This is a genomic window from Mycobacterium sp. URHB0021 (assembly GCF_054057895.1).
The window spans coordinates 2992592-3019231 of sequence record NZ_JBSRZT010000002.1; the positions used below are offsets into that span (position 1 = coordinate 2992592).

Annotated in this window: 20 protein-coding genes, 4 pseudogenes and 1 other annotated feature; of the genes and pseudogenes, 12 read left to right on the plus strand and 12 right to left on the minus strand. The window is 62.8% G+C overall.

Annotation, left to right across the window (positions count from 1 at the left end; all coding sequences use genetic code 11):
• Positions 1-194 precede the first annotated feature (194 nt).
• Entirely contained in the window at positions 195-1178 is a 984-nt protein-coding gene (locus ACVWWN_RS16940) for a methyltransferase (protein ID WP_457144904.1), read from the minus strand.
• Positions 1179-1646: 468 nt separating this feature from the next.
• Between ACVWWN_RS16940 and ACVWWN_RS16945 the strand changes: the two genes are divergently transcribed.
• Positions 1647-1958, plus strand: coding sequence for a hypothetical protein (locus ACVWWN_RS16945; RefSeq protein WP_457144905.1), 312 nt, complete (start codon positions 1647-1649; stop codon positions 1956-1958).
• 172 nt (positions 1959-2130) lie between these two features.
• Here ACVWWN_RS16945 and ACVWWN_RS16950 read toward each other — a convergent pair whose 3' ends face one another.
• Entirely contained in the window at positions 2131-2775 is a 645-nt protein-coding gene (locus tag ACVWWN_RS16950) for a TetR/AcrR family transcriptional regulator (RefSeq protein ID WP_457144906.1), read from the minus strand.
• A 397-nt stretch (positions 2776-3172) separates the two neighbouring features.
• On the opposite strand from ACVWWN_RS16950, the gene ACVWWN_RS16955 reads away from it, so the two are divergent.
• Positions 3173-3409: an FAD-dependent oxidoreductase gene (locus ACVWWN_RS16955; protein ID WP_457144907.1), complete on the plus strand. Its 237-nt coding sequence runs from the start codon at positions 3173-3175 to the stop codon at positions 3407-3409.
• Positions 3410-3468: 59 nt separating this feature from the next.
• Here ACVWWN_RS16955 and ACVWWN_RS16960 read toward each other — a convergent pair whose 3' ends face one another.
• Positions 3469-3684, minus strand: a complete 216-nt coding sequence (locus ACVWWN_RS16960) for a hypothetical protein (protein WP_457144908.1) — start codon at positions 3682-3684, stop codon at positions 3469-3471.
• 56 nt (positions 3685-3740) lie between these two features.
• Between ACVWWN_RS16960 and ACVWWN_RS16965 the strand changes: the two are divergent.
• Positions 3741-4292 (plus strand): annotated as a pseudogene (locus tag ACVWWN_RS16965) (hypothetical protein); the annotation flags it as partial.
• Between the two features lie 360 nt (positions 4293-4652).
• Complete coding sequence (locus tag ACVWWN_RS16970) at positions 4653-5948, plus strand: rhodanese-like domain-containing protein (protein WP_457149162.1); 1296 nt, start codon at positions 4653-4655, stop codon at positions 5946-5948.
• Positions 5949-6200: 252 nt separating this feature from the next.
• On the opposite strand, the gene ACVWWN_RS16975 is transcribed toward ACVWWN_RS16970, so the two are convergent.
• The 3 genes from ACVWWN_RS16975 to ACVWWN_RS16985 all read right to left on the minus strand — a co-directional run bounded on the left by ACVWWN_RS16975 (position 6201) and on the right by ACVWWN_RS16985 (position 8642).
• Positions 6201-6611 carry a hypothetical protein gene (locus ACVWWN_RS16975; RefSeq protein ID WP_457149163.1) on the minus strand — a complete coding sequence of 137 codons (411 nt, stop codon included), beginning with the start codon at positions 6609-6611 and terminating at the stop codon, positions 6201-6203.
• An 882-nt stretch (positions 6612-7493) separates the two neighbouring features.
• On the minus strand, positions 7494-7757 hold the full coding sequence (locus ACVWWN_RS16980) for a CDGP domain-containing protein (RefSeq protein ID WP_457144909.1): 264 nt from the start codon (positions 7755-7757) through the stop codon (positions 7494-7496).
• A 474-nt stretch (positions 7758-8231) separates the two neighbouring features.
• On the minus strand, positions 8232-8642 hold the full coding sequence (locus tag ACVWWN_RS16985) for a cupin domain-containing protein (protein ID WP_457144910.1): 411 nt from the start codon (positions 8640-8642) through the stop codon (positions 8232-8234).
• Between the two features lie 1768 nt (positions 8643-10410).
• Between ACVWWN_RS16985 and ACVWWN_RS16990 the strand changes: the two genes are divergently transcribed.
• The 3 genes from ACVWWN_RS16990 to ACVWWN_RS17000 all read left to right on the plus strand — a co-directional run bounded on the left by ACVWWN_RS16990 (position 10411) and on the right by ACVWWN_RS17000 (position 13851).
• Positions 10411-10575 carry a hypothetical protein gene (locus ACVWWN_RS16990; protein WP_457144911.1) on the plus strand — a complete coding sequence of 55 codons (165 nt, stop codon included), beginning with the start codon at positions 10411-10413 and terminating at the stop codon, positions 10573-10575.
• Positions 10576-10849: 274 nt separating this feature from the next.
• Positions 10850-13255, plus strand: coding sequence for a LuxR C-terminal-related transcriptional regulator (locus tag ACVWWN_RS16995; RefSeq protein ID WP_457149164.1), 2406 nt, complete (start codon positions 10850-10852; stop codon positions 13253-13255).
• Between the two features lie 185 nt (positions 13256-13440).
• Entirely contained in the window at positions 13441-13851 is a 411-nt protein-coding gene (locus ACVWWN_RS17000; protein WP_457144912.1) for a pyridoxamine 5'-phosphate oxidase family protein, read from the plus strand.
• A 27-nt stretch (positions 13852-13878) separates the two neighbouring features.
• On the opposite strand, the pseudogene ACVWWN_RS17005 reads toward ACVWWN_RS17000, so the two are convergent.
• The 3 genes and pseudogenes from ACVWWN_RS17005 to ACVWWN_RS17015 all read right to left on the minus strand — a co-directional run.
• Positions 13879-15147, minus strand: a pseudogene (locus ACVWWN_RS17005) (IS3 family transposase).
• Positions 14748-14876, minus strand: a sequence feature (AL1L pseudoknot). (Overlaps the previous pseudogene by 129 nt.)
• 366 nt (positions 15148-15513) lie before the next feature.
• Positions 15514-15846, minus strand: a complete 333-nt coding sequence (locus ACVWWN_RS17010; protein ID WP_457144913.1) for a hypothetical protein — start codon at positions 15844-15846, stop codon at positions 15514-15516.
• Positions 15847-16467: 621 nt separating this feature from the next.
• A pseudogene (locus ACVWWN_RS17015) lies at positions 16468-17045 on the minus strand (LLM class flavin-dependent oxidoreductase); the annotation flags it as partial.
• A 254-nt stretch (positions 17046-17299) separates the two neighbouring features.
• Here ACVWWN_RS17015 and ACVWWN_RS17020 point away from each other — a divergent pair.
• The 3 genes from ACVWWN_RS17020 (at position 17300) to ACVWWN_RS17030 (ending at position 19947) form a co-directional block, all read left to right on the plus strand.
• Positions 17300-17746 (plus strand): cupin domain-containing protein, encoded by a 447-nt coding sequence (locus ACVWWN_RS17020; RefSeq protein WP_457144914.1) that lies wholly within the window; start codon positions 17300-17302, stop codon positions 17744-17746.
• 83 nt (positions 17747-17829) lie between these two features.
• Positions 17830-18270: a hypothetical protein gene (locus ACVWWN_RS17025; RefSeq protein ID WP_457144915.1), complete on the plus strand. Its 441-nt coding sequence runs from the start codon at positions 17830-17832 to the stop codon at positions 18268-18270.
• Positions 18271-18963: 693 nt separating this feature from the next.
• Positions 18964-19947, plus strand: coding sequence for a LysR family transcriptional regulator (locus ACVWWN_RS17030; protein ID WP_457144916.1), 984 nt, complete (start codon positions 18964-18966; stop codon positions 19945-19947).
• 376 nt (positions 19948-20323) lie between these two features.
• On the opposite strand, the gene ACVWWN_RS17035 is transcribed toward ACVWWN_RS17030, so the two are convergent.
• The 3 genes and pseudogenes from ACVWWN_RS17035 to ACVWWN_RS17045 form a co-directional block, all read right to left on the minus strand.
• Entirely contained in the window at positions 20324-21559 is a 1236-nt protein-coding gene (locus tag ACVWWN_RS17035; protein ID WP_457144917.1) for a hypothetical protein, read from the minus strand.
• Between the two features lie 502 nt (positions 21560-22061).
• Positions 22062-22502 (minus strand): annotated as a pseudogene (locus ACVWWN_RS17040) (helix-turn-helix domain-containing protein); the annotation flags it as partial.
• Positions 22503-22608: 106 nt separating this feature from the next.
• Positions 22609-23418, minus strand: a complete 810-nt coding sequence (locus tag ACVWWN_RS17045) for a 5'-methylthioadenosine/adenosylhomocysteine nucleosidase (protein ID WP_457144918.1) — start codon at positions 23416-23418, stop codon at positions 22609-22611.
• 1347 nt (positions 23419-24765) lie between these two features.
• Here ACVWWN_RS17045 and ACVWWN_RS17050 point away from each other — a divergent pair.
• Both ACVWWN_RS17050 and ACVWWN_RS17055 read left to right on the plus strand, forming a co-directional pair.
• A complete protein-coding gene (locus ACVWWN_RS17050; RefSeq protein WP_457144919.1) occupies positions 24766-25416 on the plus strand; it encodes a GNAT family N-acetyltransferase in 651 nt (216 codons plus the stop codon).
• Positions 25417-25490: 74 nt separating this feature from the next.
• Positions 25491-26570 (plus strand): DUF4331 family protein, encoded by a 1080-nt coding sequence (locus tag ACVWWN_RS17055; RefSeq protein WP_457144920.1) that lies wholly within the window; start codon positions 25491-25493, stop codon positions 26568-26570.
• Positions 26571-26640: the final 70 nt, after the last annotated feature.

The following is a 26640-nucleotide window of genomic DNA, read 5'->3' on the forward strand; positions in this document are numbered from 1 at the left end:
CGCTGGATGCGCATCGCAGTTCGCGTCGCGCGTACGGCCGTAGCTCAAGCGACTTCACGTCTGGCGAATTATCGTCGAACGAGACTGTCATACGACTTGGGGTTTCGATCTCCTCGAGCGGACGCCGAGGCACCAGTTTGATCGAACCAGTGCACAAAAAGAGGTATCTTCGTATGCCCGCGCCGCTCCGCGTTTCAGATCGCCACCGTCTCTATGACGGCGAACTGCCCAGCCTCGCCGACTGACGTGCGACGAAGTCCGGCGGCATCGAAGAGCTGGTCGAATTCTTCGATGCCGCGTTCTTTGCCGTTGGTCATGACGAGCATGTTCATGTCCATCAGTGTTGGCAACCCCGGCGTACCCAGTTCATCGACAAGGTAGTCGATAGCGACGAGGCGCCCGCCCTCGTGCAGGGAAGCGCGGCAATTCTTCAATATGCGGACGCACTTGTCGTCGTCCCAGTCGTGCAGGATGTATTTGAGCAGGTACAAATCGGCGGGCGGGACCGACTCGAAGAAGTCGCCGCCCACCGTGGTGAAGCGGTCCTTCAGGCCGTCTTTGCGAGCGGCCGCCTCGGCGTCTGGCACAACGTGCGGCAGGTCGAAGACTCCGGCGCGCAGGTCGGGATTCGCCCGCATCATCGCCCGAACGACTTCGCCGTTCGCTCCTCCGATGTCGAGCGCGAAGTTGACATTCTGGGTATCGATCACTTTCGCGACTTCGATAGCTGCGGCGGCGCTCAGATTCGACATCGCCTCCGTGAAGTGACTGGCCTCGTCGAGATGATTGGCGTAGTAATCAAAGATTGTGTCGTACTCCCCGTGTGCGGCTCTGATCTGCCGTTCACCATTGCGGACGGCATCCGGGAATCGCCCCCAGCTCAACCAGTGGCCAGGCGCGGCCTGCGCAAGTGCCATGCCCCGCAATGAGTTCGGGTCGTCCTTGAGTAGCGTGCTCAGCAGTGACGTCCCGGTGAAATGCTTCCCATCGACGGACGTCACGAGGCCCAATGAAGCGCAGGCACGGATGAGGCGCCGGGTGGCATCCAAATCGGTGCACTCCGCGGCGGCGATCGCGTCCGGGGTGTCAATACCTGTGGCGAGGTGGTCTGCCAAGTTGAATGTTGCTGCTGCACGCACGATTTGAGTCATCCAATATCCGGTCACCATGGTCGTCATGCGCCAATAGTCCTGTGCACCCGCTGGTACCAATATTCCCATCGATCCTCCAAAAGTTATTGTTTTCGGTCTTCATGACGAACGCCGTTGACGACGTGTCCGGCCCCGTGTCGTCCCACTCGCCCTCGACGATGATGCTCCTGACGCCGCGCTGCACCCGGTGTTCAACGCCGCACGATGTCGCTATCGATACACGGATACAGCCTAGATGCCGGGGACTATACGGTCCATCCGCAGGATTGGTCATATTGCGGGTCACACCTCGCATGGATCAGTAGCTCGATCCGACCACGGGCCAAGCTTCAACAGCCACACCGACATGGACTAAATAGTCCACAACGGTGGTCCAGGTCCGACCCCGAACGCACGACGTGAGAACGTAGCGGTGATCGGCCTCCAGTGGAGGGGCAACCTGAGGCGGCAACTGTAGCTATCGTCGCAGATTCGCAAACGGGACACGTCTGGCCCATGGCCGAGGCGGTCTGCAACGGCGCCGACATCACTTTCGCGCACGTGCATCTGATCCGCATCGACGAGGAGGGTTTGGTCGACGAGGCTGGCTGGGACATGCTGGCCGTCGCCGACGGCATCATCTTCGGCTGCCCCACCCACATGAGCGAACCGCCCTGGCAATTCAAAACGGTTCTCCGACCCCACGATTCGACTTTGGCACACCCTACGGGGCGACAAACTTGCCGGTGCGTTACACCAACTCCACCGGGCTTCCCGGCCACCGGGAAAACCCCGAACACTCCCTACATCGACTCGACGAAGAGTTGACGCCACCAAGTCACTTGGCACACGCGGCCCCTCGAGTCGATGCGCCGTTGGTGGTCAACGCGGCAGCGGTCATCAGGTCAGCGGTTGGGTGGTGCAAAGTGTGTAACCGGTCGTTGCGGGCCGAGGCGTGTCGGGGCGTGTCGGGGCGTGGAGTAGCGCATGGTGTGTGTGTTCAGTTCTGGTCGGCGAAGAATCGGACGCGGGCTAGGGCCATCTCGATCGCGGAGGCCATCTGGTTGACGTTGCGGCTGGCTTGGGCCAGTAAGTAGCCGCCCTGCAGGGCAGCGATCAGACCTGTGGCCAGCTCATCTGGATCGGCGTCTCCGCGCAGCTCTCCGCCGCACTGCATCCGTCGCAGTGCTGCGGCGGCCAGGCCACGCCATTCGGCGAAGTAGCCGGCTAGCTGGATTCGGCAGGTTTCGTCGCGGTCGGCCAGCTCAGAGACCATGGTCCCCAACGCGCAGCCGAACGCTCCGCCGCGCTGCCGGTTTGCTGCAACCAGGTTGTCGCGCCACTTGTCGAGGCCGGCCATGTTCGTGACCTCGGCAAGTTGTCGGCGTTGATCAGACAGTAGTGCTTGGACCCGGACGTCAAGGACGGAACGCACAAGGTCTTCCTTGTCGGAAAAATGTTCGTAGAACTGCCATTTGCTGATTGCGCTGGCCCGGCATATCCCGTGGAGAGTGGTCCCCTCGACACCGAAGCGCGCGATGAGCTCGTCGGCCTTGGCCAGGATGCGGGCCCGCGTCGCCACACCCCGCGCGGTGAACGCGCTCTCGGCGTTGCCCGGCCCCACAGGGCCAGGCGTTGCTGACATGCAGGACGCGATGCGCCACCGGTGGGCCGCCACAAAGTAGCGCCTCAGTGGCGTAGTGGCGGCGACTGCAGCGATACGACCGCAGATCTTCATGTGTCAGATCCCCGTTCCAGACATCGCCAGGTGTGACCCAAGGCTAGCCCTCAAGGGACTATATCGGCCATAATTGTGAGGGCCCATACAGTCGCACTGAGCAGTCATTCGTCGTTGGCGCCGTCGCCATGCGCCAGCGTCGCGGCATTGTTCACGAACGTATTACCCGTACAGAGAGTTCATCGCCGCACCCAGGCGGGCGAGTAGGCCCCAGCGCATCGCAATGCCGGACGGAGAGGTCCATATAGACCACGATAGGACCGCATCTCGCAACAGCGGACGCGCCAAAGGAAAGTGCCGATCGATGCGGTATGACGTCGTAGTGCTCGGTGCGGGTTCGGGGGGCTACGTCGCCGCCCTCCGCGCCGCGCAACTTGGTCTGTCGGTGGCGATCGTCGAAGCCAACTACATGGGGCGGGGTGTGTCTGAACGTTGGATGCATCCCGTCCAACGCGTTGCTGCGCAACGCCGAGATCGCCCACCTTCTGCGGGTCGACGCCGACACCTTTGGCATCGAAGGTGCCACCACCATGCGCTATGAGGCGGCGTTTGAACGCTCGCGCCGTGTCGCCGAGGAACGGGTGCGCGGATTGCGGTTCCTCATGCGCCAGAACAAGATCGACGGCTATGAAACCCAGGAGTTGTCGTCCGCCACACCATGCGCATCAAGAACCAGGACGTCGACACCCAGATCAGCTTCGATGCGGTGATCATCGCCACCGCGCGGCTGCTGCCCGGCACCAGCCGCAGGCCCACCGTGCGCACTTGCAAGAAACAAATCATGTCCAGCACGCTGCCGTTATCGATCGCCATCATCGGCTGGTCCGATCGGCATCGAATTCGCCGATGTGCTGGCTAATTATGGCGTAGCCGTGACAGGGATCGGAAGCCTGGAACGGATGATGGCAAACGAAGGCCTCGATATCTGCAAAGAGATCGCCAAGTCCTATCGCAACCTCGGCGTCACCATGCTGGTCGGCGCGCATCGAGGGGCTGACCGAAACCGCCGATGCCGCCACCCTCACTACCGTGGGCCGGCGCCGAGGACGCGGACACCCTCACCATCGATGTCGTGTTGCGGGCCGTCGGTTTCGCTCCTGCTACCTCGGGCTACGGCTTCGAGATTTGGGCGTGGCGACCGTCCCCTGCACCGGCGGCATCGTCATCAACCACGTCCTAATGGAAATGCCCACAGCTATGGCGATCCACCGGTTTTGCGAAAGTGATCGCCGATCGGGCGCACGGGGAGCTGCTCGGCGGGCACCTGGCGGGCGCCCACGTCGCCGAGCTACTAGGTGAGCTCATCCTGGCTCAACGCTGGAATCTGACCGTCGAGGAACTGGTCCGCAACGTCCACACCACCCGACATGTCTGAAGCGCTACAGGAGACGTTCCATGGCCTGGCTCGAAGGATGATCAACTTCGAGACTGCTCGGGGCCGACCTCAAGGCTACCGCAGGACGCGCTGCACAACTAAGGACCTGATCGTCCGCGCACGGGGTATCGTTAGCTGCACAGGCGCGTCGTGGGTGCACCCGCACCTCAGGGGTGTCGACGCTGACCGTGGGCTAGGCAGGGGCTGTGACCAACCGCAACGAGCATCAAGCGTCCAACCCGGCACGGTCGGGTACCCGTCGCGCTGCGGGGATCCTCGACACGCCGGCAGGGCTACTCGAGCAGCGACTACCAACCCGGCCCCGGCCGGTACTGTAGCGCCGGTGACTAGCGGCGAGCGTCCGACGCGGCGGCGAATAACCGCACGCGGGGAAGCGACCCGGGCGCGGATGGTTTCGTCAGCCGCCGATCTGATGTATGTCCGCGGCGTCAACGCCGTCACTCTCGACGACGTGCGGGCCGCAACCGGCACCAGCAAGTCCCAGCTCTACAAACATTTCCCGGCCGGCAAGCCCGAACTGGTGCGCGCGGTGTTGGCGTTGCGCGCCGAACAGATCCTGGCGCGCGAAGAACAGCGCCTGGCGCGGCTGAAGTCCATGAGCGGTCTGCGGCGCTGGCGTGACGCCCTGGTTCAGGGGGCTGCCCTGCAAGGCGGCGCCTACGGTTGCGCGCTGGGCAAAATGACGGTGGAGCTTTCCGAGCAAGACGAACAGGCACGCACCTCGCTGTCGGGGCACTTCGCGACCTGGGAAGGGCTGCTGGCTGCCGGATTTCGACGGATGCACGACGATGGGATCCTTTCCGCCACGGCTGACCCCGACTCGTTGGCTACCGGGCTGATGGCCGCACTGCAGGGCGGCTACCTGCTCGCGCAGGCCGATCATGATGTCGCTCCGATGGCCACCGCACTTGACATGGCGCTGGCCCACATCGAAAGCCTCACCACCACCACCCCGGCACGTCCCAAAGCGGTGCGAGTGGCCGCACAACCGCTGACCGCAGCGAAACTGCGGAGCGCCATCGATGCCGGCGCGGTGATCCTGGATGCGCGCAGCACCGACGACTTCGCATCGGCGCATCTGCGCGGCGCGTTGAACGTCAGCTTCACCGGTTCGATGGCGGTCACCGCCGCAGCGGTCTGTGACCCCGATGACACGGTCGCGGTGATCGTCTACCCGGGCGAGGAAGACGCCGCGACAGCACACCTGTTCGAGTCGGGATTCAGTGACGTGGCCGGCGTCTTCGCGCTGCGCGCGGGTGCCGCGTTCCCGGCCAAGCTGGCCGATCTGGTGCAAAGCACCCAGCGGACTTCCCCGCGCGAGCTCGAAGCGCTGCTCGCCGATGGCGCGGTGACGCTCATTGACGTGCGCGGTAAGGGGGATAGGGCCCGCGGCACCATCCCTAAAGCGATCGAAATCGCGCTGCCCGATCTGCGGCGCCGAATGCACGCCATCCCCACCGACAAACCCATCGTGGTGCACTACGCGGCCGGCGGCCGCTCCAGCACCGCTGCGTCGCTACTGCGCGCCAACGGCCTGATCGACGTCTCCGATTTGACCGGCGGGTTCGGCCAGGGGGATCGTGGTTCCCGGCCGACGAAAGGCGCCAAGTCGCGCGTGACGGCTACCTCCTCACGGCGTGCGAGTGCCGCCCAGCGGCGCCGCAAGACAGCCGCCAAACGGTAGACCCGCGCTGACACTCGTTCGGGCGACCAGCCTTACAACAGGGATGTAAAACGGACCGTGTGGTCCCACCTTACCAAGTGTGGAGCACTGCCCACCTGGCGATGGCGATCGGTCAGTCAGCGTGTTGACACGCGAGTGTCAGCAACTCGACGAGCGGTGGACGATCTCGGGGACGATTCGCCTGGCGGCCCTTTGGGGTCCAGTGCGAGGCCTCGACGCGGGCTCCGGCAGTGGGAGTCAGGCGGGCCGTCATCACACATAATCTATCGCGGGTCGTAGCAGTCCCAGAGGCGGAGCGGGAGCACGGACCTCGCGATCGTGTGGTTCGTGTCGAGCGCGCACACGTTCCGGATCATGCCGGCCTTGCTCTACCTGATTGCGTAGAGACCTCGATGCCCGCCCCACCCTCTCAGGTGAGTGGTTGGGTTGTGGTGCCCGTGCGGGGAGCGCGCTCGCATACGAAGTCGGGCTTCGACAAGGAAGTAAAGCGCCTGCCCCTCTACTGGCTGAGTGTTCGGCGGCTGCGCGGTGGTGACCACCGTCCCGCTGGCAACTTCTCGGGTACACCTCGGCGATCGCGCGACGCTGTTGGGCGTCGGTGATGACAATGAAGCTCCAGTTCTGATCGTTGGCCGATGTCGGGGCCTGTAGCGCGATCTCCAGGCATTCCCCGGATCAGGCGGACGGGAACAGCTTTGGTCAAATCGAGCCGTTTGCGCACCGAGCGGGTCGTGGTCAGCAGCGGGTCGGTGGACAACTCGACGATGGGGTAAATCGCTCACGACTTCGTACGTCCCTCCTCGTGGACAACCGGATACCCGTCGGCGCTGACCGCCGGTCCTCCAGAGGCATGCGTACGGCTGAAACGGTGGTAGTGCCGGGATTTGCCCGCGCCGTGCCCTGGCATACTCCGTCGCTCACGGAACGCGTCCTATGCGCGGTGGTGCTCCTGTGGGCACGCTTCATCCGCGCGACAGCGACCAAGCCGTAGCGATGTCGGGAGTGGCAGCGTGAACGCGGTGGCGAGCGATACTCGGCTCGATTGATCAGTGCGCCGACAGCGGCAGCGCGACTGCGCAGATCCATGTGGCATCCCCGTCTGAGAGATCCCGGTAATGAACTTTCGACTGACGCTTGCTTCGGACTATATAGTCCATAGCAGTCCGCGTTCGCAATCCCGTCTGTGGTGCAAAGGATACGCATTGGTATGTGAACTGTTCTGATACGAGCATCCGAGGAAGCGTTGGCGCCGATACTTCAATTCGACCGATGACACGGACGGTGTTGTCAGCCCGGCCGCAGTAGAGCAGCACTTCGGTTGAACTGCGCCGCACGGCAACAGCTTCAACCAGTGAAAGCGGATATCCAGATCGGCAGTCAAGGGCGGCACCGGCGTGGTGCAACGGGTTTGGCGTCGGCACCGGCGGGCTCTTGGTCAAGAGGCGGCCTCGCCGTCGACGACGAAGTACCGGCGATAAGCGCTGTGCTGCAATTTATGCCAGTGAGGGGACTCGCCCGCCTTTGATGGCGATTGCCCGAGTCCTATTACGGGTCGATGTGGTCCAGCGGCAGAGGTGCGGTAAAAATATGCCAGGGTTGCGCGTGACCAGGGCCCAGTAGCCAACAATACAGCTGGTCCTGTTGGAGCGGCAAGCATCGCTGCCAAGTGCCATCAGGCTGAATGGGTCCGTCGCACAGCAGGTTTTGATCGTAGGGCACGCATCCAGCGCTGGCCGGTACCGCCGTGGCGATCAGCGCCCCGATGATCATCAGCACGGCGGCCAGCCCCGCGACGACGTAATTTCTCATGGTCGTTGTCCCTTCATTTGCCCCGCCGGATCGACACGCGTCAGATTGTGCGTTCGCTACCCAGCGGCACCACACCTTGCCTAACTACGTTGGGGATAGGCTGATTGGCCGACAGGCAGCATCAGCACACGGTTACTGGCGCACTATGGATTTCCGCAGACGGATCAGACTCAGTTGAAAAACTGGCCGGGTGGTCGCCGCTCCGCGTGCCGCGTGTTGCAGGAACTGCACAGAGGGCATCAACCCATAACCAAGGGTCGAGGATCACGCGCGACAAGTATTGACTTGGCGTACAGGCTCATCGACGCCGCCCAAGCTCGCTGAATTCGGCAGTTCACCCTGATGAGCATTGCCGTGTCGAGCTGATCCTCCAAGCGCGTCTGTACTTGGGCTCGCAGCGGCAATCCGCCGATCGAAGGGGGACCGCCGATTCGGCAATAAAATTCATCCGACTGTGTAGATTGCCGGACCCGATCAACTGTTGACGCGCAGTCCCTTTCGCTGCTCAAGCTCTTCTTCGGTAACCCATTCGCGCAACGGTTGCCCGGGCACACTCAACATCGTGATGACGAAGCTACAAGGAACGTCAGTGCGGTTGTTGGCATCCTGATAGTGGATCACGTCGCCGCCGGGTCCCCAGAACGCGTCTCCAGCACGGAGGACGCGTGGTGCTTCACCCTCGCGTTCGAACAACATCTCACCGTCAATCATGTATCCGAAGGCCGGACCGCCAGGGAGGCGATGCGGCGGGTAACCATGAGCGCCTGGCGGGTGGTTGATGAGAACCGTTATCACCTGGGCATCGGCAGGAATCAACGGTGGCTGTACTTCCTGCACCACGGTTATTGTCGACTTCGATTCGGAGTCGGTCGTTTCGTCCAGCATTTGTTATCCCTCTTGTGGTTGTGAAACGGACGTACCGGCGGACCGCGTTGACGGTGAACGCCCTAGTCAGGCGATGCCCGTCGGGCGAGGCACATAGGTTCGGCAGCTGGCGTATGCGTTGATCCAGTCGGCGTGATCTGATGCCACTTCCCTGAACACCGATTGACGTGCCGCGCACCTGTGGCGTGAGATGACGAGTAACTGAGCGACGATCTCCGGCATTCGTCAGGCCGGTACGGGCCAAGCCGGCGATGTGAGCCTCTTGCGCCATGGCGCGTCACCCAGCTCACTATAGTTCCGAGGCGCATATTTCTTAACAGAGGCTATAAATACGGTAATGATTCGGCTATAACCGATGCTTATGACCTTGGCCGTTACGTGGTAGCGGCGTCGGCCGCTCAGGTGACGTTCCTCTGCGGTGCTGGGTAGGAAACGATAGTTCCGATCCACGCATTGACGATCGCGAAATACACTCAGCGGGCAACATTGTTCCAACAGGTCGGTCAAACTGCTGGCTGGTTCAGGATCGCGTCGGGGACGGGTTGTCCTGTGGGATCGGTGGTCTGGGCTGAACGCAATGCGCCGATTGTCCCGACCTCATCAAGAGTCACGCCACCGCGATACCCTCATATGAGGTGTCCCGCCGGTGGTGTCCATAACCTCAGCGATTTCCTTGTAACGCATTCCTACGACATCGGAGTAGTACACAGCAGTGCTGAAGTCTTCGGTCAGCACCCACATCGCGGCCTGGGAAGCGCTGTCGGGCAATAGCTCAGCGCTTCATCCTCAGCCGATGCCGGCCCAGTCGGTGAGTGGTTCGCGTTGAGGGCCAGCTGCGCATCGGTGATCTCCTCGGTGAGATACTTTGTCAGACTTCGCTGCTTCTTGCGATAGCCGTTGATGTGAGTGTTGGTCATGATCCGGTTCAGCCACGCGTTCAGGTTGGTGCCTGGTCGTAACGAATGAAAGCTCGCGACGCACGAGCCATGGTGTCTTGGAGTACATCTTCTGCGTCCTCGTGGTTGTGCCTGATCCAAGGGGGCGCGGCGGTAGAGCGGGTTTAACAACGGAAGCGCGTCGCGTTGGAACCGTGGGCTGCGACTCATACCTGCGCGTGAAGAGTTACTTATCAAGGGCTTCGACTAAATGTGTTAGGCCACTGTGAATTCGGCGATCTGTGTGTTCCATCGGCCAGGCGGTGGGCGAGCGCTAGTCAGTGAGCAAGCGGCATCAGAACCGACGAGCTCGCACTCGAATGGAAGCGGTGCCGAGCATGGCATTTTGGAAAGTAACAGAAGGCTCTTCGAACTGGGCTGCACCACTCGAATCGGTAGGTCCGCTGGCACTCGGTGTCGATATATCGCAAGAAGGGTGTCAAACATCGTACGAGTAGAAGGTATTCGCCGTTTTGCGGGCGTGGAGGAGACTATGGAGAGGGGTAACCCACGCCCACGAGTGGCCCGAAGGGCTCCTCGCGTTCACGCTGCCTACTGTGGGCAATTGGGACCGAGATCGGGTTACCCGGACGATGAGAAATCGGAATGAGTCCGCCGATGGCGTTCGGCGTCGAGGTTGGTGGCATGGCGTCAGCCGGAGGTGCCGATGTTAGCGGTTCAGGCGTGGGTAACGCACCGGCTGAATCAACTGCCTCCAAGGCCATCGGATATGACCTGGGACATCGCTGGAGTGTCTCCAATACTGCTCCTGGACGGTGCAGGTGGCACCACAGACCACATGATTGTCGAACTGGCCGTCTGTCTTTGCGCCGTTGTCGTTCGCTACTTGCACCCAGCACTACGCCCGTGGCTTCCGTCCTTACGGTGCCCGCGCCGACGTCGAATACCACGAAGTCGGGGTGCCGCAGACTGCGCGCACCTTGTTGAACGCGAAAGGCGTCGCCGATGTGGTGACGAGGGTGCTGCGACGCCGATGACCGTCCTGGCCCCCGGGTGGTGTTTTGGGTCGCTGGGCTCGATGTGTTGATGGGAAAAGGAGATATGCGGGTGGGTGGGCACAGTGTGAGCATGGCTCACGACGGGTTTGTTGGGTCGTTTGCGGGGCGTGGATCGGTCAGGTCGAACGGGCATGTGTCTGGGGTGAGTTTGGAGGACGCGTATGAGTCATTGGCGTCTGTGCGGTGCGAACACGCGTCTGGTGCGGGTGATGGGAATGTCGGGGAGGTGGCCGATTGGCGGGGTGCGGAGGAGGTGGTGGGTTCGGTTGAGGGTGGCGGCAGCGGCGTCGTGGGTGGTGGTGAGCGTGCGGTTTTGTTGGCCACGAAGATGCATGTTCCGGCGGTTGGGGGTCAGGTTGTTGAGCGGGTTGGTTTGTTGGAGGGGTTGTCGGCGGGACGGCGGCGGCGGTTGACGTTGGTCAGTGCGCCGGTGGGCTGGGGTAAGACGACGTTGTTGGCGCAGTGGGCGTCGGGTGGTGGTGAGGATCGGCGGTTTGGGTGGTTGTCGCTTGATCGTTCTGACAATCACCCGGTGTGGTTTTGGATGTATGTGGTTGTGGCGCTGCAGCGGGTTTGTCCGGGGGTGGGGATTCGCGCGGTCGAGTTGTTGGGGATGGGTGCTGACCCGGTGGGGGTGGTTTTGCCGACTCTGCTCAATGATTTGGATGCGGTCGCTGATCCGGTGGTGCTGATTTTGGATGACTACCATCTGGTGGTGAATCGGGCGGTTCATGAGCAGTTGGCGTTCGTGATCGGCCGGATGCCGGCGAGTCTGCAGGTGGTGGTGGCCACCCGGTCGGATCCGTTGTTGCCGTTGGCTCGGCTGCGGGCTGGCGGTGATTTGGCCGAGTTGCGCAGCGATGATTTGCGGTTCGGGGTGGGTGAGGCCGGCCGCCTGCTCAACGGTGTGCTCGGGTTGGGTGTGGCGCAGGCTGATGTTGAGTTGTTGCACCGGCGGACCGAGGGGTGGGCTGCGGGTCTTTACCTGGCGGCGCTTTCACTTGCCGGGCGTGCTGATGGCGCCGCGTTCGTCAAGACGTTCGCCGGCGATAACCGTCATATCACCGACTATCTCATGTGTGAGGTGCTCGGGGGTCAGTCCGAGCAGCTGCGCAGCTTTTTGTTGCGTACCTCAGTGCTGGGACGCCTCAGCGGGGCGTTGTGTGATGCGGTGCTGCAAACCTCAGGTTCGGCGTCGGTGTTGGAGGAGATCGAACGCGAAAACCTGTTTGTGGTGCCGTTGGACATGTCGCGGCGCTGGTATCGGTATCACCATCTGTTCGGGGAGTTGCTGCGCACCGAGCTGCAACGCAGCGAGCCTGATCTGGTCGCGGGTCTGCATCGGCATGCCGCGGGGTGGTTTGAGGCCGAGGGTCTAGTTGATGAGGCGGTGCGTCATCTGGTCGCTGCCGGTGATATCGCAGCCAGTGCGGATCTGATCGCCGCGGACTGGGTCAACGAGTTCAACGGTGGCGGCCTGTCGACCGTCTCGGGCTGGCTGGATCTGCTTCCCGACGAGACCGTTTCCCGCGATCGGCGCCTCAGTGCGGCCCGGGCCTGGATCGCGTTGGATGTGGGTCGTTTCGATGACGCGCACCTGTGGATCGAGACGGTCCAAGCCGCCGCCGACACCGTCGATGATGGCGGGCCCGCCGTTGACCTGGTGGCGTTGCGGGAGGTCTACGCGTTCAAGACCGGTGACCTGGCCGCGGCGCTGCAGACGGCACCCGGTGCAGACACCCTCGACCTCGACGACACCCGCCTGGACCGGTCGGTGGCCTGCCGCCTCTGCGTGTACGGATCGGCGCTGTACTTCTCGGGCCGCACCCACCAGTCCCACGCCACCTTCGCGCGGGCCGCGCAACTGGCCCACAAACACCGCAATCACCTCGCCCGCCGCTACGCCTTGGGCTATCAGGCGCTGATCGCGGCCGAAGCTGGTCAGCTCGCCGACGCCGAGCACCAGATTCGCCGCGCGACCGGCAGCAGCGGCGACCTGGCCGACGGCAAACACTTCGTGGACGTGATGGTGTCTGTGGCCGCGGCCATCATCCTCGATAGCCGTGGCGATTTGGCCGCAGCCGTGCAAGCCGCCGACACGGCCCTCCGCCTGGCCCGCAACGGCGCCGGGATCCTCCCAATCGCCAAGGCGCTGGCCCTCAAAGCCCAGATCCTGGCACACCTCGGTGATCACCACACAGCCGCGGCAAGCCGCAGGGAGGCCGCCGCGCTGCTGTTGGGTCGCGCCGATACCCCCACAACCCACCGACTGCTCGCCACCGCCCAACCCAACCCAGCCGTCGCGTTCACCGCCACCCACCCCGGGGCCACAATCAGCGAAGCACTCACCCCCAAAGAACTCGAAGTCCTTGCCCTGCTGGCCACCCGGCTATCCCGCCGCGAAATCGGCCAACGACTCTACATCTCACTCAACACCGTCAAAACCCACCAACGCGCCCTCTACCGCAAACTCGCCGTCAAAAACCGCGCAGCAGCGATCACCCGCGCCCGGCAACTCGGCCTACTCTCTCACCCGCCCACCCACCCGAACCAGACACTCCCCACAACACCACCAAAACCAACAACCCGCACAAACCACCGCGATAAGCACCCGACAAGTGAGGCATCCAGGGTTTCATGCACACCTGGTTACGTGTGATCGGTGTGCTGCCCGACCGGTTGTTGAGCGTAGTACTCGCCCTGGGCTTCGGGCCGGCGGGCGTCGGCCAAGACGGTGCATCAGCCTGGCAATGTTGCACCAATGCAGCCCTGCGATCACAGGGGATTCTGAACGCTTCGGTGCTGGCGCCGGGACCATTCCCAAACTGGTCTAGGCTGCTGATCGTGGGTGACGTTGCATCGCTGCTACAGGCGCCGTCTCCGGCCGTGCTCACCACCTATCGCAAAGACGGCACGGCGGCGGTCTCCCCGGTCTGGTTCCAATTCCGGGACAACGCGTTTGAGGTCGTCATCGGCGAGGACGACGTGAAGCTGCGACACCTGGTGGCCCGTCCGCGATGCGAGCTGGTGGTCTTCGAAGCGGTGCCGCCGTTCCGCGGTATCCGGGTGGGTACGGACCAGCCGGTGCTGACCCGCGATGGCGCACAGCAGGCGCGAGAACAGATCGCGACGCGGTACCTCGGTGGCGAGAGGGGGAAGCGGTTTGCGGTCGAACGCGCGACCGCCGGTATGTTGCTACGACTGCCGGCGGATGCGGCAAAGTCCTGGGACCTCACCGCGATCCTGCCGTCGTAACTTTCACCGGGTTTATGCACACCTGGGTTACGTGTGATCGGTGTGCTGCCCGGCCCGTTGGTGAGCGTAGTATCCGGCTTCGGCTTCTGCCGGTGGGCGTCGGCCAAGACGGTGCATCAGCCTGGCAGTGTTGTACCAGTGCACCCACGCTGAGGTGATGTTCTCCAGATCGGCGAGGGTGCGGATCGGCCCGGTGCGGAATGGGGAGCCCTCGCGCACGCACTCGGTCTTGTACAGCCCGATCGTCGTTTCGGCCAACGCGTTATCGAGGGCATCCCCGACAGTCCCGACCGACGGGACTAGTCCTTCTAGCATCAGCGTCTCGGTGAAATGTATTGCAGGTACTGTGATCCGGCGTCCGAGTGATGAATAGTGTCACCTGTGAGCGGATGTCCCTGCCGCGCCCGGTATGCCGCGGCTTGGCGGATCGCCCGCTCGACGAAGGCGGTATTCTTCGTCAGCGAGCACTCCCAACCGGCGATCAACCCGGCGAAGGCGTCGATCACGAACGCGGTGTAGCCGAACACGCCGCCATCGAGCGGCACGTAGGTGAAGTCGGCCACGTCCAGCTCGTTGGGCCGCGATGCGTGGAAGCGCCGCCGCACCAGGTCCGGCGCCCGGTTCGCCGAGGGGTCCCGCTCAGTGGTGCGCACCGTCCGGGCACGCACCGCCCCACGCCAGCCGCGCTCGCGCATGATCCGTTCCACCGTGCAGCGCGCCACCGGGATGCCCTGTCGCTGCAGCTGCGCCCACATCTTCAGGCTGCCGTACAGGCACTCCGGCGGGCGTTTGCCGTGCTCGTCAGGCTCGTAGACGCTGGTGAGGATCTCGGTGATCGTGGTGTCCCACAGGGCCCGTTTCGACGGCGCCGCCGACCGGTACGCCCAGTAGGTGCGCGGGGCGATCTGCACGCCGTGCACGGCCAGTGCCCGACAGATCGGTACGACCCCGAACTCCTCGCGGTGTTCGTCGATGAACGCGCAGATCAACGGTGTAGCGGGTCGCACTCCCGCGCGAAGAAAGTTGTTGCGGCCTTGAGGATTCGATGGTTGCCTCGAGCTCGCGGTTCTTGCGGCGCAGCTCGCGCAACTCGCGCGCGGTCTCGGTCGGCACGCCCGCCGCCTCACCGTCGTCCACCTCTGCCTGACGCACCCACTTGCGCAGCGTCTCCGCGCTCATCCCCAACCGCGCCGAAATCTCGCGCATCGCCGCCCACTCCGTGTCGTAGTCGTCGCGATGCTCGCGGACCAGCCGGACCGCCTTGGCCTTGGTGTTCTCGTCGTACTTGCTCGGCATCGTGCCATCCTTCCCTCAGAAAAGGGTGTGCACGAAACCCGGGACGGTTCACAACCCGCACAAACCACCGCGATAAGCACCCGACAAGAGTGATGACGTCAAGCTTGTGCGCCGTAGCGGCAGACTGATTGATGTTGTAATTGCTGTACCGCCGGTTCCGTCGGGTCAAGGACATCGCTAGCGGCATAGCGACATCACACATGCGAGCATCACACCAAGGCGTCTACCTCGGGACCCTGAATGGCTCGGGCCGCATGTACCAACCGTTTTCAGACCGTGCCCGCCTGGTGCCGGTGACCGGCGTGTACATCCCGAATCGACTCTGGCCCGAGTTCCCGCTACATGGACTGTGATCCGCGGCGCCGGTCAGTCGCCGTCATCGCCGTCGTGGTCGAACTCTTCGCGCGCCACCGTGAAGAATGACGGACCATCGTGTGGGCTGCCACTGATCTGACGACGGTGGCGCCCGCGCCGCGGCGGCGGCCCCTCGGTAAAGCCGAGCTCGGGCTCCTCGGCGGCTAGACGCTCATCCAACGTCACATGGTCCTCAGGGGATATCCAGCGCAAGGGCGCATCGACCACGATGTCACCATCGTCGTTGCGCACCTGGTCAGAGTCCAAAGATTCGCTAGGTCCCAGCGTGCCGTCCGGCCTCGTGTCGTCGTAGTCGCCGTCGATGATGATGCTCCTGACGTCCACGCGCGGATCGCCTTGCATGGCCGCGCTACACCCAGTGATCAACGCCGCACGATGTCGATATCGGGACGCAGAGACCCAGCCTAAACGATCACGGACCATATGGTCTATTTTTTTGGGTTCGAGTAGGCGAACCCACCTGTGCCGACGTCGGCGAGTCGAGGTATCTGCACCTAGAGCACTCGGCGCGCGCTGGACCCAGTCCGGACGTTGGCTTTCAAATGAAATCCTCGCACAGCGAAGATCCGACAGACCTGCATCTAGGGACTAATTCATCCTCTATAGCTTGAATGAGTACCGGCACTGCTCTTGCTTACACACCAGGCAGGTTCCCAAGTTTCCACCGTCCACTTCGAGCAAACAACTGATCAACCGATACGACGTAGCCGATCCTGGTCAACGAGCCGGGCTACCGCCGACTGGGCCTGGCCCGCTGTCAGGCTGTTGTTTCGAGTTCGCGCCGAACACAAGGGGCACTCGGCCATCGCGATCGCCTCCAACGAACCAATGTGCACTTGGACAAAGACCTTCACCGATCCACGGCAATGCCTTCTTCGGCTCCACCGCCGCAGACCATCGTCGACTCGGACTTCAAAACGATGAGTGACGACCGTCAGATGTTGAACCCACCGCGGCAAGATCTGCCGCGCCAGCGACTCGCTCTCGCGCGATCACCTGTTGGTACGACGGAATGGTCTCGTAGAAGCTCAACCGCCTTTGGGCCCAATGCCGCCACGTACGTCGGCACGGGCGTGCCCCCGGCGACTCACACGGGCCATCCGGGCTGTGCGCTGATCTCGTTCCCGCTGAAGTCCACCGCTCCGACATCAGAACCGTCAGGTGCTCACGTAGGCGGGTGATCTTGTTGAGCCACGACATTCCAAAGGCCTGCCGCTCCGGTTTGTGCGCGCCCGATCCGAGGCCGAGACTGAAGTTGCCGTGCGACGCGGCCTGCGCCGTCTGCGCTAGCGACGCGACGAGCAGCGGGTGACGCGGGTTGATCGGCACACCGACGTGCCGACGCCGAGCCCCGGTGCGGCCGCGCCGACCAGTGCAGCGAGAGTGATCGCGTCGTGATCATGTTGCTGGCCCAGCCACACTTGGCGGACGCCGAGGTCGTATGCGCGGTAGGCCTGCGCCACCACGTCGTCGATGGCGTTGATCGCTTGCGGGTTGGGAAACAACACGACTCCGCTAGACATAGTTCATCTTCTCACATACCTAACCGGACTATCCCGATCTATTTGGCGTGATCGAGACGCCACTCTTCAGTATTCGCTGCCACTGGATCTCATTCGCCGTCTCGATACCGCCGTGCCTCCCTCGTGATGAAGTAGCGCGCCGACACCGGTGCTGCGTCACTCGCCCGACTAGGGCATAGAAAGGACTATATAGTCCGTTAGAGTAACCGTGTGGAGCGCAGCGCGCCACACCGTCCGATGGGAAGGCTGCCAAAATGGCCCCAAAAATACTCTTCGTCACACTGATGGCTGCGGTGATGCTCGCGCCCGCGGCCTACGCCGAGCCGGCACCGGCGAATGGGGGACAAGACCCGGTTGTCCGTCCCGTCTTCGATCAACCCACTAATGTCGCGGGCAAATCACTGCAAGCAGTCACCGTCAGCTATCCGCCCAGAGGAAAAAGCGCTGCTCACCACCACGCGCAGTCAGCGTTCATCATGGCTTACGTGATCTCCGGAGCAATCCGCAGCCAAGTCGAGGGTGAGCCCGCGCGTGTCTACCACGCCGGTGAGACGTGGAGTGAAGCCCCCGGAGCGCACCACGTAGTCAGTGAAAATGCGAGCGCCACCGAACCCGCGGAATTACTTGCAGTGTTCCTGGTCGATACCGGAGACGGACCGCTCACCACCGACGACGCCGCAAATAATGCACCGCCCCGTTAACGATGCAAATCAGTCCGGGCGTGCGACATCACCGATTTGACGGCGTCATCCCTTCCCAGAACGCGACACGGCAGGAGGAATCCATGCATCCGCCCGACCGGACCCGGGTAGTCCGGGTAGCACTACGCGTGTCGCTCGCGGCGGCCTTTCTGTCCGCTGTCGCCGACCGATTCGGCTGGTGGGAACCGCTTGGGCAGGGGAGCTGGGGGAGTATGATTGCCTTCGCCGCCTATACCCACCAGCTTGTTCCGTTTGCTTCTGGACGGTTACTGACCGTGATTGTGTGGACTGCTACCGCCACCGAAGCGACCGTGGGAGTTTTGCTCCTGACCGGCTGGCGGCCAAAACTCGTCGGCGCAGCGACTTGCTTGGTGCTCGTAATATTTGGAACCGCGATGGCGGTATCCCTCGGTATGGAATCACCGCTTAGCTACAGTGTTTTCTCCGCAGCGAGCGGGGCCGCGGCCTACGCGATACTTGGCACAACATCGCCGCCGCACAACACGGCCATCACAAGCAGTTGAGAGTTTGCGATAGCGCGTTGGTTCGGTCACGGTCGTGTAGAGCGAGGAATGCGTGATTTCGATCGTTGCGGTCGGTTCCACTACAGGAATGGGTCCGCACCGCTATGCGGCGGTGCGGGCTGCGATCATAGGGTCCACATCGGATACAGAGTGCGTGGTATCGATGTGGACGGCCGTGGATTTAGCGGCACGCGGGGAGTCGTGGACTGCACTACGAGTGCTCTGGCGTCAACAAGATATCGATGCAAGTCTGCGCGCAGAACGCGCCAGTGCAACCTGGGTGAGCGATGCATTCGTTCGACCGTGCAAGAGTTTGTGTCTCCCGAGTAGATTTTTCCAGAGCGCAATTGGTGCGGCGTCGGTAAACACGGTACGCGACACGCGGCGATGTCGGCCGAGTAGGAATGGTCCTCATGTAGCGGTCACCGCCAGCGGCAGTGAGCACCGACGCCGCTCGGCTCCTTTTGGACGTCCTGGATCATCGTGGCGAGATAGGTGTTCCAACAGAGTCTCTCGGATGCCGCTGATAGATGGGTCGCGCCGGTATCGCGAGATAGCGCCGGCGCGACATGGCTTGGGCCTGGACCGCCGCATTCGCCCGAAATCGATTGCTGCAGAGGGAAGACGGATCCCCCAAGCGTCGCCGTTCGCGAGCCCCACCGCGTTCACCGCGGGCGGAAAAGGGTCCTGTTTATGCAGTCGCGTGTAGAAATACGCCACCTTCGGGCATTCGTGGCAGTGGTCGAGGCCGGGAGCTTTTCAGCTGGAGCCCGCATTCTCAATGTCAGCCAGCCGGCATTGTCACAGAACGTCGCGACGCTGGAGCAATCGCTTGATCGGCGCCTACTTGAACGCAACGCAGGTGGAGTTTCACCAACACCGGCGGGAACCGCGCTGTTCAATGAAGCACGAAGCCTGATCAGACGTTTCGAGCATGCTCTATCCGTGATTGCGAGATTCTCACCGGAAGCTAACGCCGTCTTACGGATTGCTGTTCCCCCCGAGATGACGGTTCAGCCGCTGGCTGACGCGCTGTCCAAGCTGGCCGCATCACCCTTTCGCAACACGGCCATTCAAATCTCACAGCTGCCGTGTCCTGCGCAACTGGCAGCGGTGAAGAAAGGCGCGTTGGATGTGGCGCTGATAAGAGAACGGCCCGTCGACGAGAGACTCGATGTGGCGCTCGTAGCGGAGGAACCCCTGGGCGTTCTAGTGGCTGCCGAGCAAGCACACAGTCTGAATCTGGGCATCGCAGACTTACGGCTGGATGACTTGGCAAGTTTAGAATGGATGGGCTTCCCCAGATCAGATAGTCCAGCATGGTACGACCATGTGGTAGCGGTCCTCCGAAATCACGGCATAAAGGTCGGTGCAGAGACGTCGGTGGCGTCGGAACTTGCGCCAGAAGTCAAACTCGCCCAGCTGAGCATGGGCGGACGGTTTGCGCTCGCCCCGCGCGGGTATATGCCAGAGTTCCCTGAAACATTGCTCTGGCTACCACTAGTCGGCGAACCGCTGGTGCGACGAACATGGACTGTGTGGCCAGCCTCGTCACGGCGTCGAGATTTGGCGCTACTGGTCGCTGCGATGGAGGCCCAATCCGCGGGGAAGCGGCCGGTGCCCCGATCGTGGCGCAACGTTTCTGATGAAGCACTGTCGACTCCAGCCGAATCGTGAGAACCCTCGACGAACACCTTAAGGGGCTACGGACCTATAGGATTGGCTGTAGTGGTTGTGTGTACCGGCAGTCTCGCATCCCCTTTGAGGGTGACGGCTTGTCTGTCCCCATCCTACGAGTCTCAGCTCAGCAATCGACTCATCCATGGCCCCGTCAATGGTTTCAACGCCACTCGCTTCCCGCGATTGGATCGAAACACGGTCTAAAGCATACGGTTTGGTCACTGGAAATAGGGCGATGGCCGTCCCGCCGTGAAGCATCCGGCGAGCAACGGGATCTAACCCGACAGTCGCAAAGCGATCAGCCGGCCGCCCAGAGAGACGCAACAGGGTCTGCATGGGGGTTTCGCAGAGCCTGTTGCGTCCTGTCTGTTAATTACTTGCCGCCGTGGCTACCCTTGCCACTGTGACCACCCGCAGCGCCTGACGCGCCTGAATGCTTCGAACCGGAATTGGCTGCATGTGAAGACGTCCGTGACGGAGTGTGGGTCGAAACCTGTGCTTTCGTGGCGCCCTCCTTTTTCGTCGCATTGTTAGCCGACGAGGACACGCCGTTGTGTACCTCGCTCTGCGAGGTCGACGTTGACTGGCTACGCGGCGTCGCGGTGTCGCCCTTGGAGGCGTCGTCCTTGGCGGCCTCATTCTTAGTGGCGTCGGTTGAAGTCGACGGTGACTGATCCTTGATCTCGGTGCCCGACTGGTTGGCCGGCCCTGTGTCGCCCTTCTGTCCCGGCGTGTCACCCGTTACCGGTTTCGCGGTCCCCTCCTGGGAATGCTTGCCCGTCGCTGCCGCTTTGGGGTGGGCGTCAACGCTGTGCATGCCCGCCGCTGTCGTTTTGTCGACGACTCCGGACACCGGACTTGCCGCTGTGGCGCCGGGTTCGGTGGCCGTCTTCGCAGACGCGACCCTCTCGTCGGGTTGATTGACGCCGAACACCCCGTTGATCGCGTTCTGCAATTGTTCAGTGTCGTCACTGACAACATGGCTGAAAACATCACCTACGTTGCTAATAGTGTCGCCTTCAGTCGTTAAGAACCTCGATAACGCGCCGACGAGGTCAAAGGGATTGCCCGCCGCATCATGGACGAAATCGTCGAGATTGGACGCTGTGGCTTCGATGACACGCGCGGGCAGGGCGATGTTGACATCAATTACCAATTGGGCGGCCGAGGCGAGGACATTGGGGACCCCGGATGGATCGAAGGCATTGACGGCAGCGCTGCGGGGAATCAGGGACTGACCGCCCGCAGCGCTTGGCGAGTTGTCGGTTTCGGGATGCTGTTGAGTCACTGCGCCGGTCTGCGTGGCGTTGGCCTGCGACGGAATCGCCGCCGCCGCGGCGCGCGGGGCGACCTTCGTCCGCGCGGGCGAAGACGACGCAGCAGACGTCCCGACCGCGGGGGTTGCGTTCGCGACCTTGAACAATTGGAACGCCCGCGAAACGTCGGCAAGAACATGCACTGCCTGTGGGTTACTCGCGGTGCCATGGATGCGGATAGGCGTCGTCATCGCCGCGAGCTGGACCTGCTGGTCGTCCACCAACCGATGACTCGGTTCCTGCTTCGGCGCTGGCGGGCTCATCGGCGTCGCGATGATCGCACTGGCGGCCATGAACGACAAACCGGCCGTCAGGTACGAGCGAGTCGAAACTTGCATGTTTCTCCTTCAGAGAGAGGCTTCGATAACATCAGAAAGGCGCAGCGTCAGAAGCTAACGCGGACAACAGAATTCAATGCACCCGGGTTGATGCTAAACCAGTTCGGGTGTTCCCGCCAATTCCTGCACGATGAGTCTGGGCACACCGCCCGGTGGACGCAGATGTCCGATGCCTCATAGTGACTGGCGGATGCCATAAGACCCAGCGGCCGATGTCGAGTAGGCCAACTGAGTAGCACGGGCGATGATTCGGCGACGCTGACGCGACACCGCCACGCGGCGCGTCTATCGGAAATACGCCGCCATAGATGGAAAGGGCCGCGACGATCCAATTCACCCTGACTGCCCCGTTTGAAGCGGTGATCGTCCGGCACTGAGATATCCGACAGCGCAGAGCGTTCCGTACATCAAGATGCCCGGCAAGCCTGGACTGCGCTACTAAGAAGACGAAGAGGGTGACGTCGAGGTGGACCAAATCGCCGGGTTGGGGGATGCTCGTAGCGGTGTGGCCGTGCCCGGCGCACCGGCAGGCCGCTGGCCTGATCCAGCTCGAGAAGCAGCGGCATCCGGTAGCGCCGCAGGACGGCCTTGACGGTGGAGCGGGCCATCCGCAAGTGGGTAGCGATGCGGTGCGGACCCAGCGGCGGGTGAAGCGCACCTTGATGATCCGTCGCTCTCGGCGCTGGGACAGCCGCCGCGGGCTGTGGTGGGGCCGGCTGGACAGATCAGCCATCGCCGCTGGGCCGCCGGCACGGTAACGGTCGGCCCACTTCTTGGCGGTGGCCGTCGAGCACTGGAAGCGCTCAGCTGCCCGGGCGTAGGTCCATCCGTCCTCAACGACACAGCTGGCAAGCCGCAACCGGCCTCTGGGAGTGAACAAGGCATTAGCGTGGGACATGAGGACCTCTTGGTGATCGGGGTGCGTGTGGTAACCACACCGAGACCGGAGGTCGTCACCTATATTTCGCTAGCCACGCCGTTCACAACCTGTCGAAGAGTTACAGCTAGAGCACCGGTAACAGGGCGCGTAGCACCGCGGCCGAGGTCGCTCCCACCTCGCTGGCAAACTGATTGAACTCGAACCGGGAATCGCGCCCGGCCAGATCCGATAGCGTTCGGATCACCACCCAATCAATGCCGAACGCCTCGCAGACCTGAGCTACCGCGCCGCCCTCCATCTCAATGGCGAGAGCATTGAATTCAGTGTGTAGCCGCGCCCGTGTCGGCTCACAGTGCAGATACTGGTCGCCCGACAGGACCGTGCCGTAGACGATCTCAGCCGGAGTGCCTTGCCCACCGGCCGGCCGAGAAAGCGGACTGAGCCTCAGGCCGCACAACGCACCCTTGACGCTGCCGAGCACCGCGGCGTCGATCTGGTAGCCAAGACGTTCGGTCGGATTGATGAACGGCACGTGACCGGCTTGATACGTCTGCAGGTGCTCGTTCTCAAGCAACCCAGCGTCGTGCTGAATCAGTCGGTCCGCGACCACCACATCACCGACGCCCAGACGCGGATCCAGACCACCGGCAACACCGGAGAAGACAACCGCCCGACAACCGAAATGATGCGCCAGCACGGTTGTGACGAGTGCCGCGTTGACTTTGCCCATACCGGCCTCGGCGAGCACGACATCGCGTCCGTCGAGCGAACCTGCGTCGAAACGGGCGTTGGCGACGTTCCTGCTGCGACCTACATTCATTGCACTACGAAGATGAGTCAGCTCCTGCGGGAGGGCTGCGATCAAGCCAATTGACACAATATCCTTCACGGGTAACGGGCCGCCGCAAGTCCAGTCCACCCCGACAACTGCCATGGAATACGGTGGATTACGAGGCTGCGGAGGGTTGAGCGGTCTGGCTTGGCTCAAAGGGCTCGCCGGCTGGCCCTGATAGCGGTTGTATCAGGAATAGCGAGACCTGGGCTGGGACGGCCGGACTAACGGACGCGACAGACGGCGGTTCCGGGGCGACCGCCGTCGTCAGATCTATGCCGACCGAGCCGCTATTATGTTGGAGAGCAGCGGGAGTCGAAGTCAAGGCCGGCTCGAGGATCACCCCGGACAGACCTCAATCTCGGGGCACGGCAACATTTGGGGAGAGCCACCGCCTAGAGGCGCTAGCACCTCGCGCGGTGGTACACCACATAACGTATGAGCTAAAGCCAGCCGTTCCGATCGGCGTCTCCCTGGACTCCTCGCACGCTCAGTCTGCAACTGCCGCTTACACCAACAGTCTTTCACGCCACGCCCTTCCGATCCAGTATCAGTCGCAGCCAGCAGACAGCGCTAGAGAACACGTTGTCAGTATCGCGTTGCCGCCGGTGCGGTTTCGTACCCTTCTTTATCGCATGTTTGAGGTCACGCAATCCTTCCCATCTCGGCCAGTTGTCCGGCTGGACTTTTCTCGCCCGGTGTGTAGTTTTTGCGTGGGTCGTTGCGGCCGCTAGTAGGGTAGGCCGCCTTGGTGTAGCTCGGAATCTGGCAGCCTGAGCGGCTTTGCGCATCGGGACGAACGGAATCGTGACTACACCTCATCGCCGACGTGGTGTCGGTATGCGGGTTCCACGTGATCAATTCGACCACCAACCTCAGCTGCGTCGGCTCTGTTACCCCACGTCCCACAACACGAATAGCAGGCGGGTCGCTGAGCGTGTCCAGTCGAATTGGTACCACCCTCATCGGGTAGCTTCGGGCGTCACCGTGGCCACCGAGGGATGTCAATGCGATGTTACCGGTGTCGGCGAGCAACACGTCGATCGACTGTGTCCTCCCGGTCAAGGTGATCGAGATTTGAGCAACTGGTCTGCCGCGGCCATCGCGATGGCCGCGGCGAGCACCGGCTGATGCGTGGCGTCGCGCCATCGTTGTGCCCGCACGCTTTTGGAGTCGCGGCCTCTGATCGCCGCACCGGTGTGGATTCGCCCCTGAGTCGGCAGCGGTGGCCGTCTCCACCGCGTCGCTGTCTGTTATGCGCGACATTCTCGTACCTCCGGTTGCTACAGGCCTAAGACCAGGCGTTAACACCCCTGTCCGGACCTTGGGTGTTAGGGCACCTGAGAGGGGATCATAGCAGCATAAGTGGACTATACAGTCCCTTCCGCGGTGTGATTTGGTAAGGCCGGTGTCGATAACGGCGGCCAGGCTGGTGACAAGGAGAAGACGATGAGCGAGGGCGCCGACGTCCACGTGGTGGCGGATACCGACGAACTGATCACCAATCGGCTACGGTTGCGGCCGTGGACGAGTGACGACGCCGACGCCGCACTGGCGATCTTCGGCCGGCGGGAAGTCGCGCGCTGGCTCACCCCGGCGGTGGCGCGCGTGGCCGACCGCGACGGAATGCAGCTACTGCTGGCCCGGTGGATCACCGAACATGATGGCTCCGGGCGGCCACTAGGCCACTGGGCGATCGAGATCCGGGACAGCGGCCTCGTCATCGGAGCGGTCGCCCTGCTGCCGTTGCCTCCCCGTTGCACCGACCTCGAAATCGGCTGGCAACTCACCCCCGCGGCCTGGGGTCACGGTTACGGTGCTGAGGCCGGCCACGCGGTGGCGCATCACGCTTTCGCCAAAGGAGTTTCGGAGGTATTCGCCGTCGTGCGCCTGGGTAACACCCGCGGTGTCGCGACCGCACGGCGCGTGGGAATGCAGTGGGTCGGAGAGACGGACAATTACTACGGCCTGACTATGCAGGTCTACCGCCTCGCCGCACCTGATCTGGACTATCCCGAAAACCAGTGTGGGTATGCGCCGATACTGACCGCCGCGCGCACTACAGATGAAGTCCGCTCCTTGACAAAACGGACGATGTAGTCCTTCAATGGCTACGTTAGTGCACCGCGCGCTCTGCGCAGCCCATCACCCGCGGGAGGGGCGCAGCCCGTCCAATGTCTCATCACTTCGATACCTATCTCGCCACCGGCGACCCACGGCTCAACGTCGCCGACGCGTATCTATTCGACGCCGCACCTGACCGCACAGTGATGGTGATGACCTGTTGCGCCGACGCCGCGTTGTCGGCTCCGGCAACGTTTCATCCCGGCGCACTCTACGAATTCCGATTCGACACCACCGGGAATGGCTGCGACGACACCGGTTTTCAGGTGCGCTTCACCGACCCGATCGAGCGAGCCGACCAAGGTCTACGTCAAGAGTTCACGGTGCACTACGTGACGGGCGCCGACCTTGACGTCGATCCCGCCCAATACGTCGCCGGAAAACCGGTGTTCTCCGCAGAGCTGAACACCCCCACCCGGGTCGGAGCGGTCGAGGGCTTTGCCGGCCTGGTCGGCGACATGTGGGCGGCGGATCCGCTCGCCGTGTCGACGATGCTCAACGATTTCTACGTCGACCGGCGCTTCGAAGAAACCGCATACACCGATCGGCGCAACGCTTTCGCCCGGCGCAACGCGATGGCGATCGTATTGGAGGTGCCGAACGCCTTACTCGGCGAGGGCCAAGTTGCGATGTGGTCGTCGATCAGCCTTTACGGACACGCCGCCAAAGCACAGGTATCTCGTTTCGGAATACCACTTTTCACCCACTTGTTCTTGTCGGCGTGGCGCCAGCCCCTCATCGAGCGCTACAACCGGGTTGGTCCCGGGCGCGACATCGAACTGTTCACTGAACCCGTTCGCCGCTTCGTCGCCGAGTTGTCCGCGCTCGCGGGATTGGGACGCATCAGTGAACTCTACGCCGGTGGGGTTGCCGCGCACTTGATCCCGACGGTGCTGCCCTACATGCTGGGATCGTCGGCGATGTTTACCACCGAGACCATCAACGGCCGCCCGTTGGGTGCCGACGCGTTCGACGTCATGGTCAGCCTGGCCGCAGGCCGGAAGGTGGGAGACGGCGTCGCCCCCGATTTTTCACGACTGCTCGACGTGTTCCCGTATTGCGGCCCGCCCTACACGGCGGCCGAGCAGCGGGGCCTGTTGCCGATGCCCTGGTGCGGGGTCGCGTTGTGAACGCCACCTGTGACACGGCTCGACCGCGGTACCCGAAATGCTCGACGTGATCGAACGCTGTCTTTTTCGA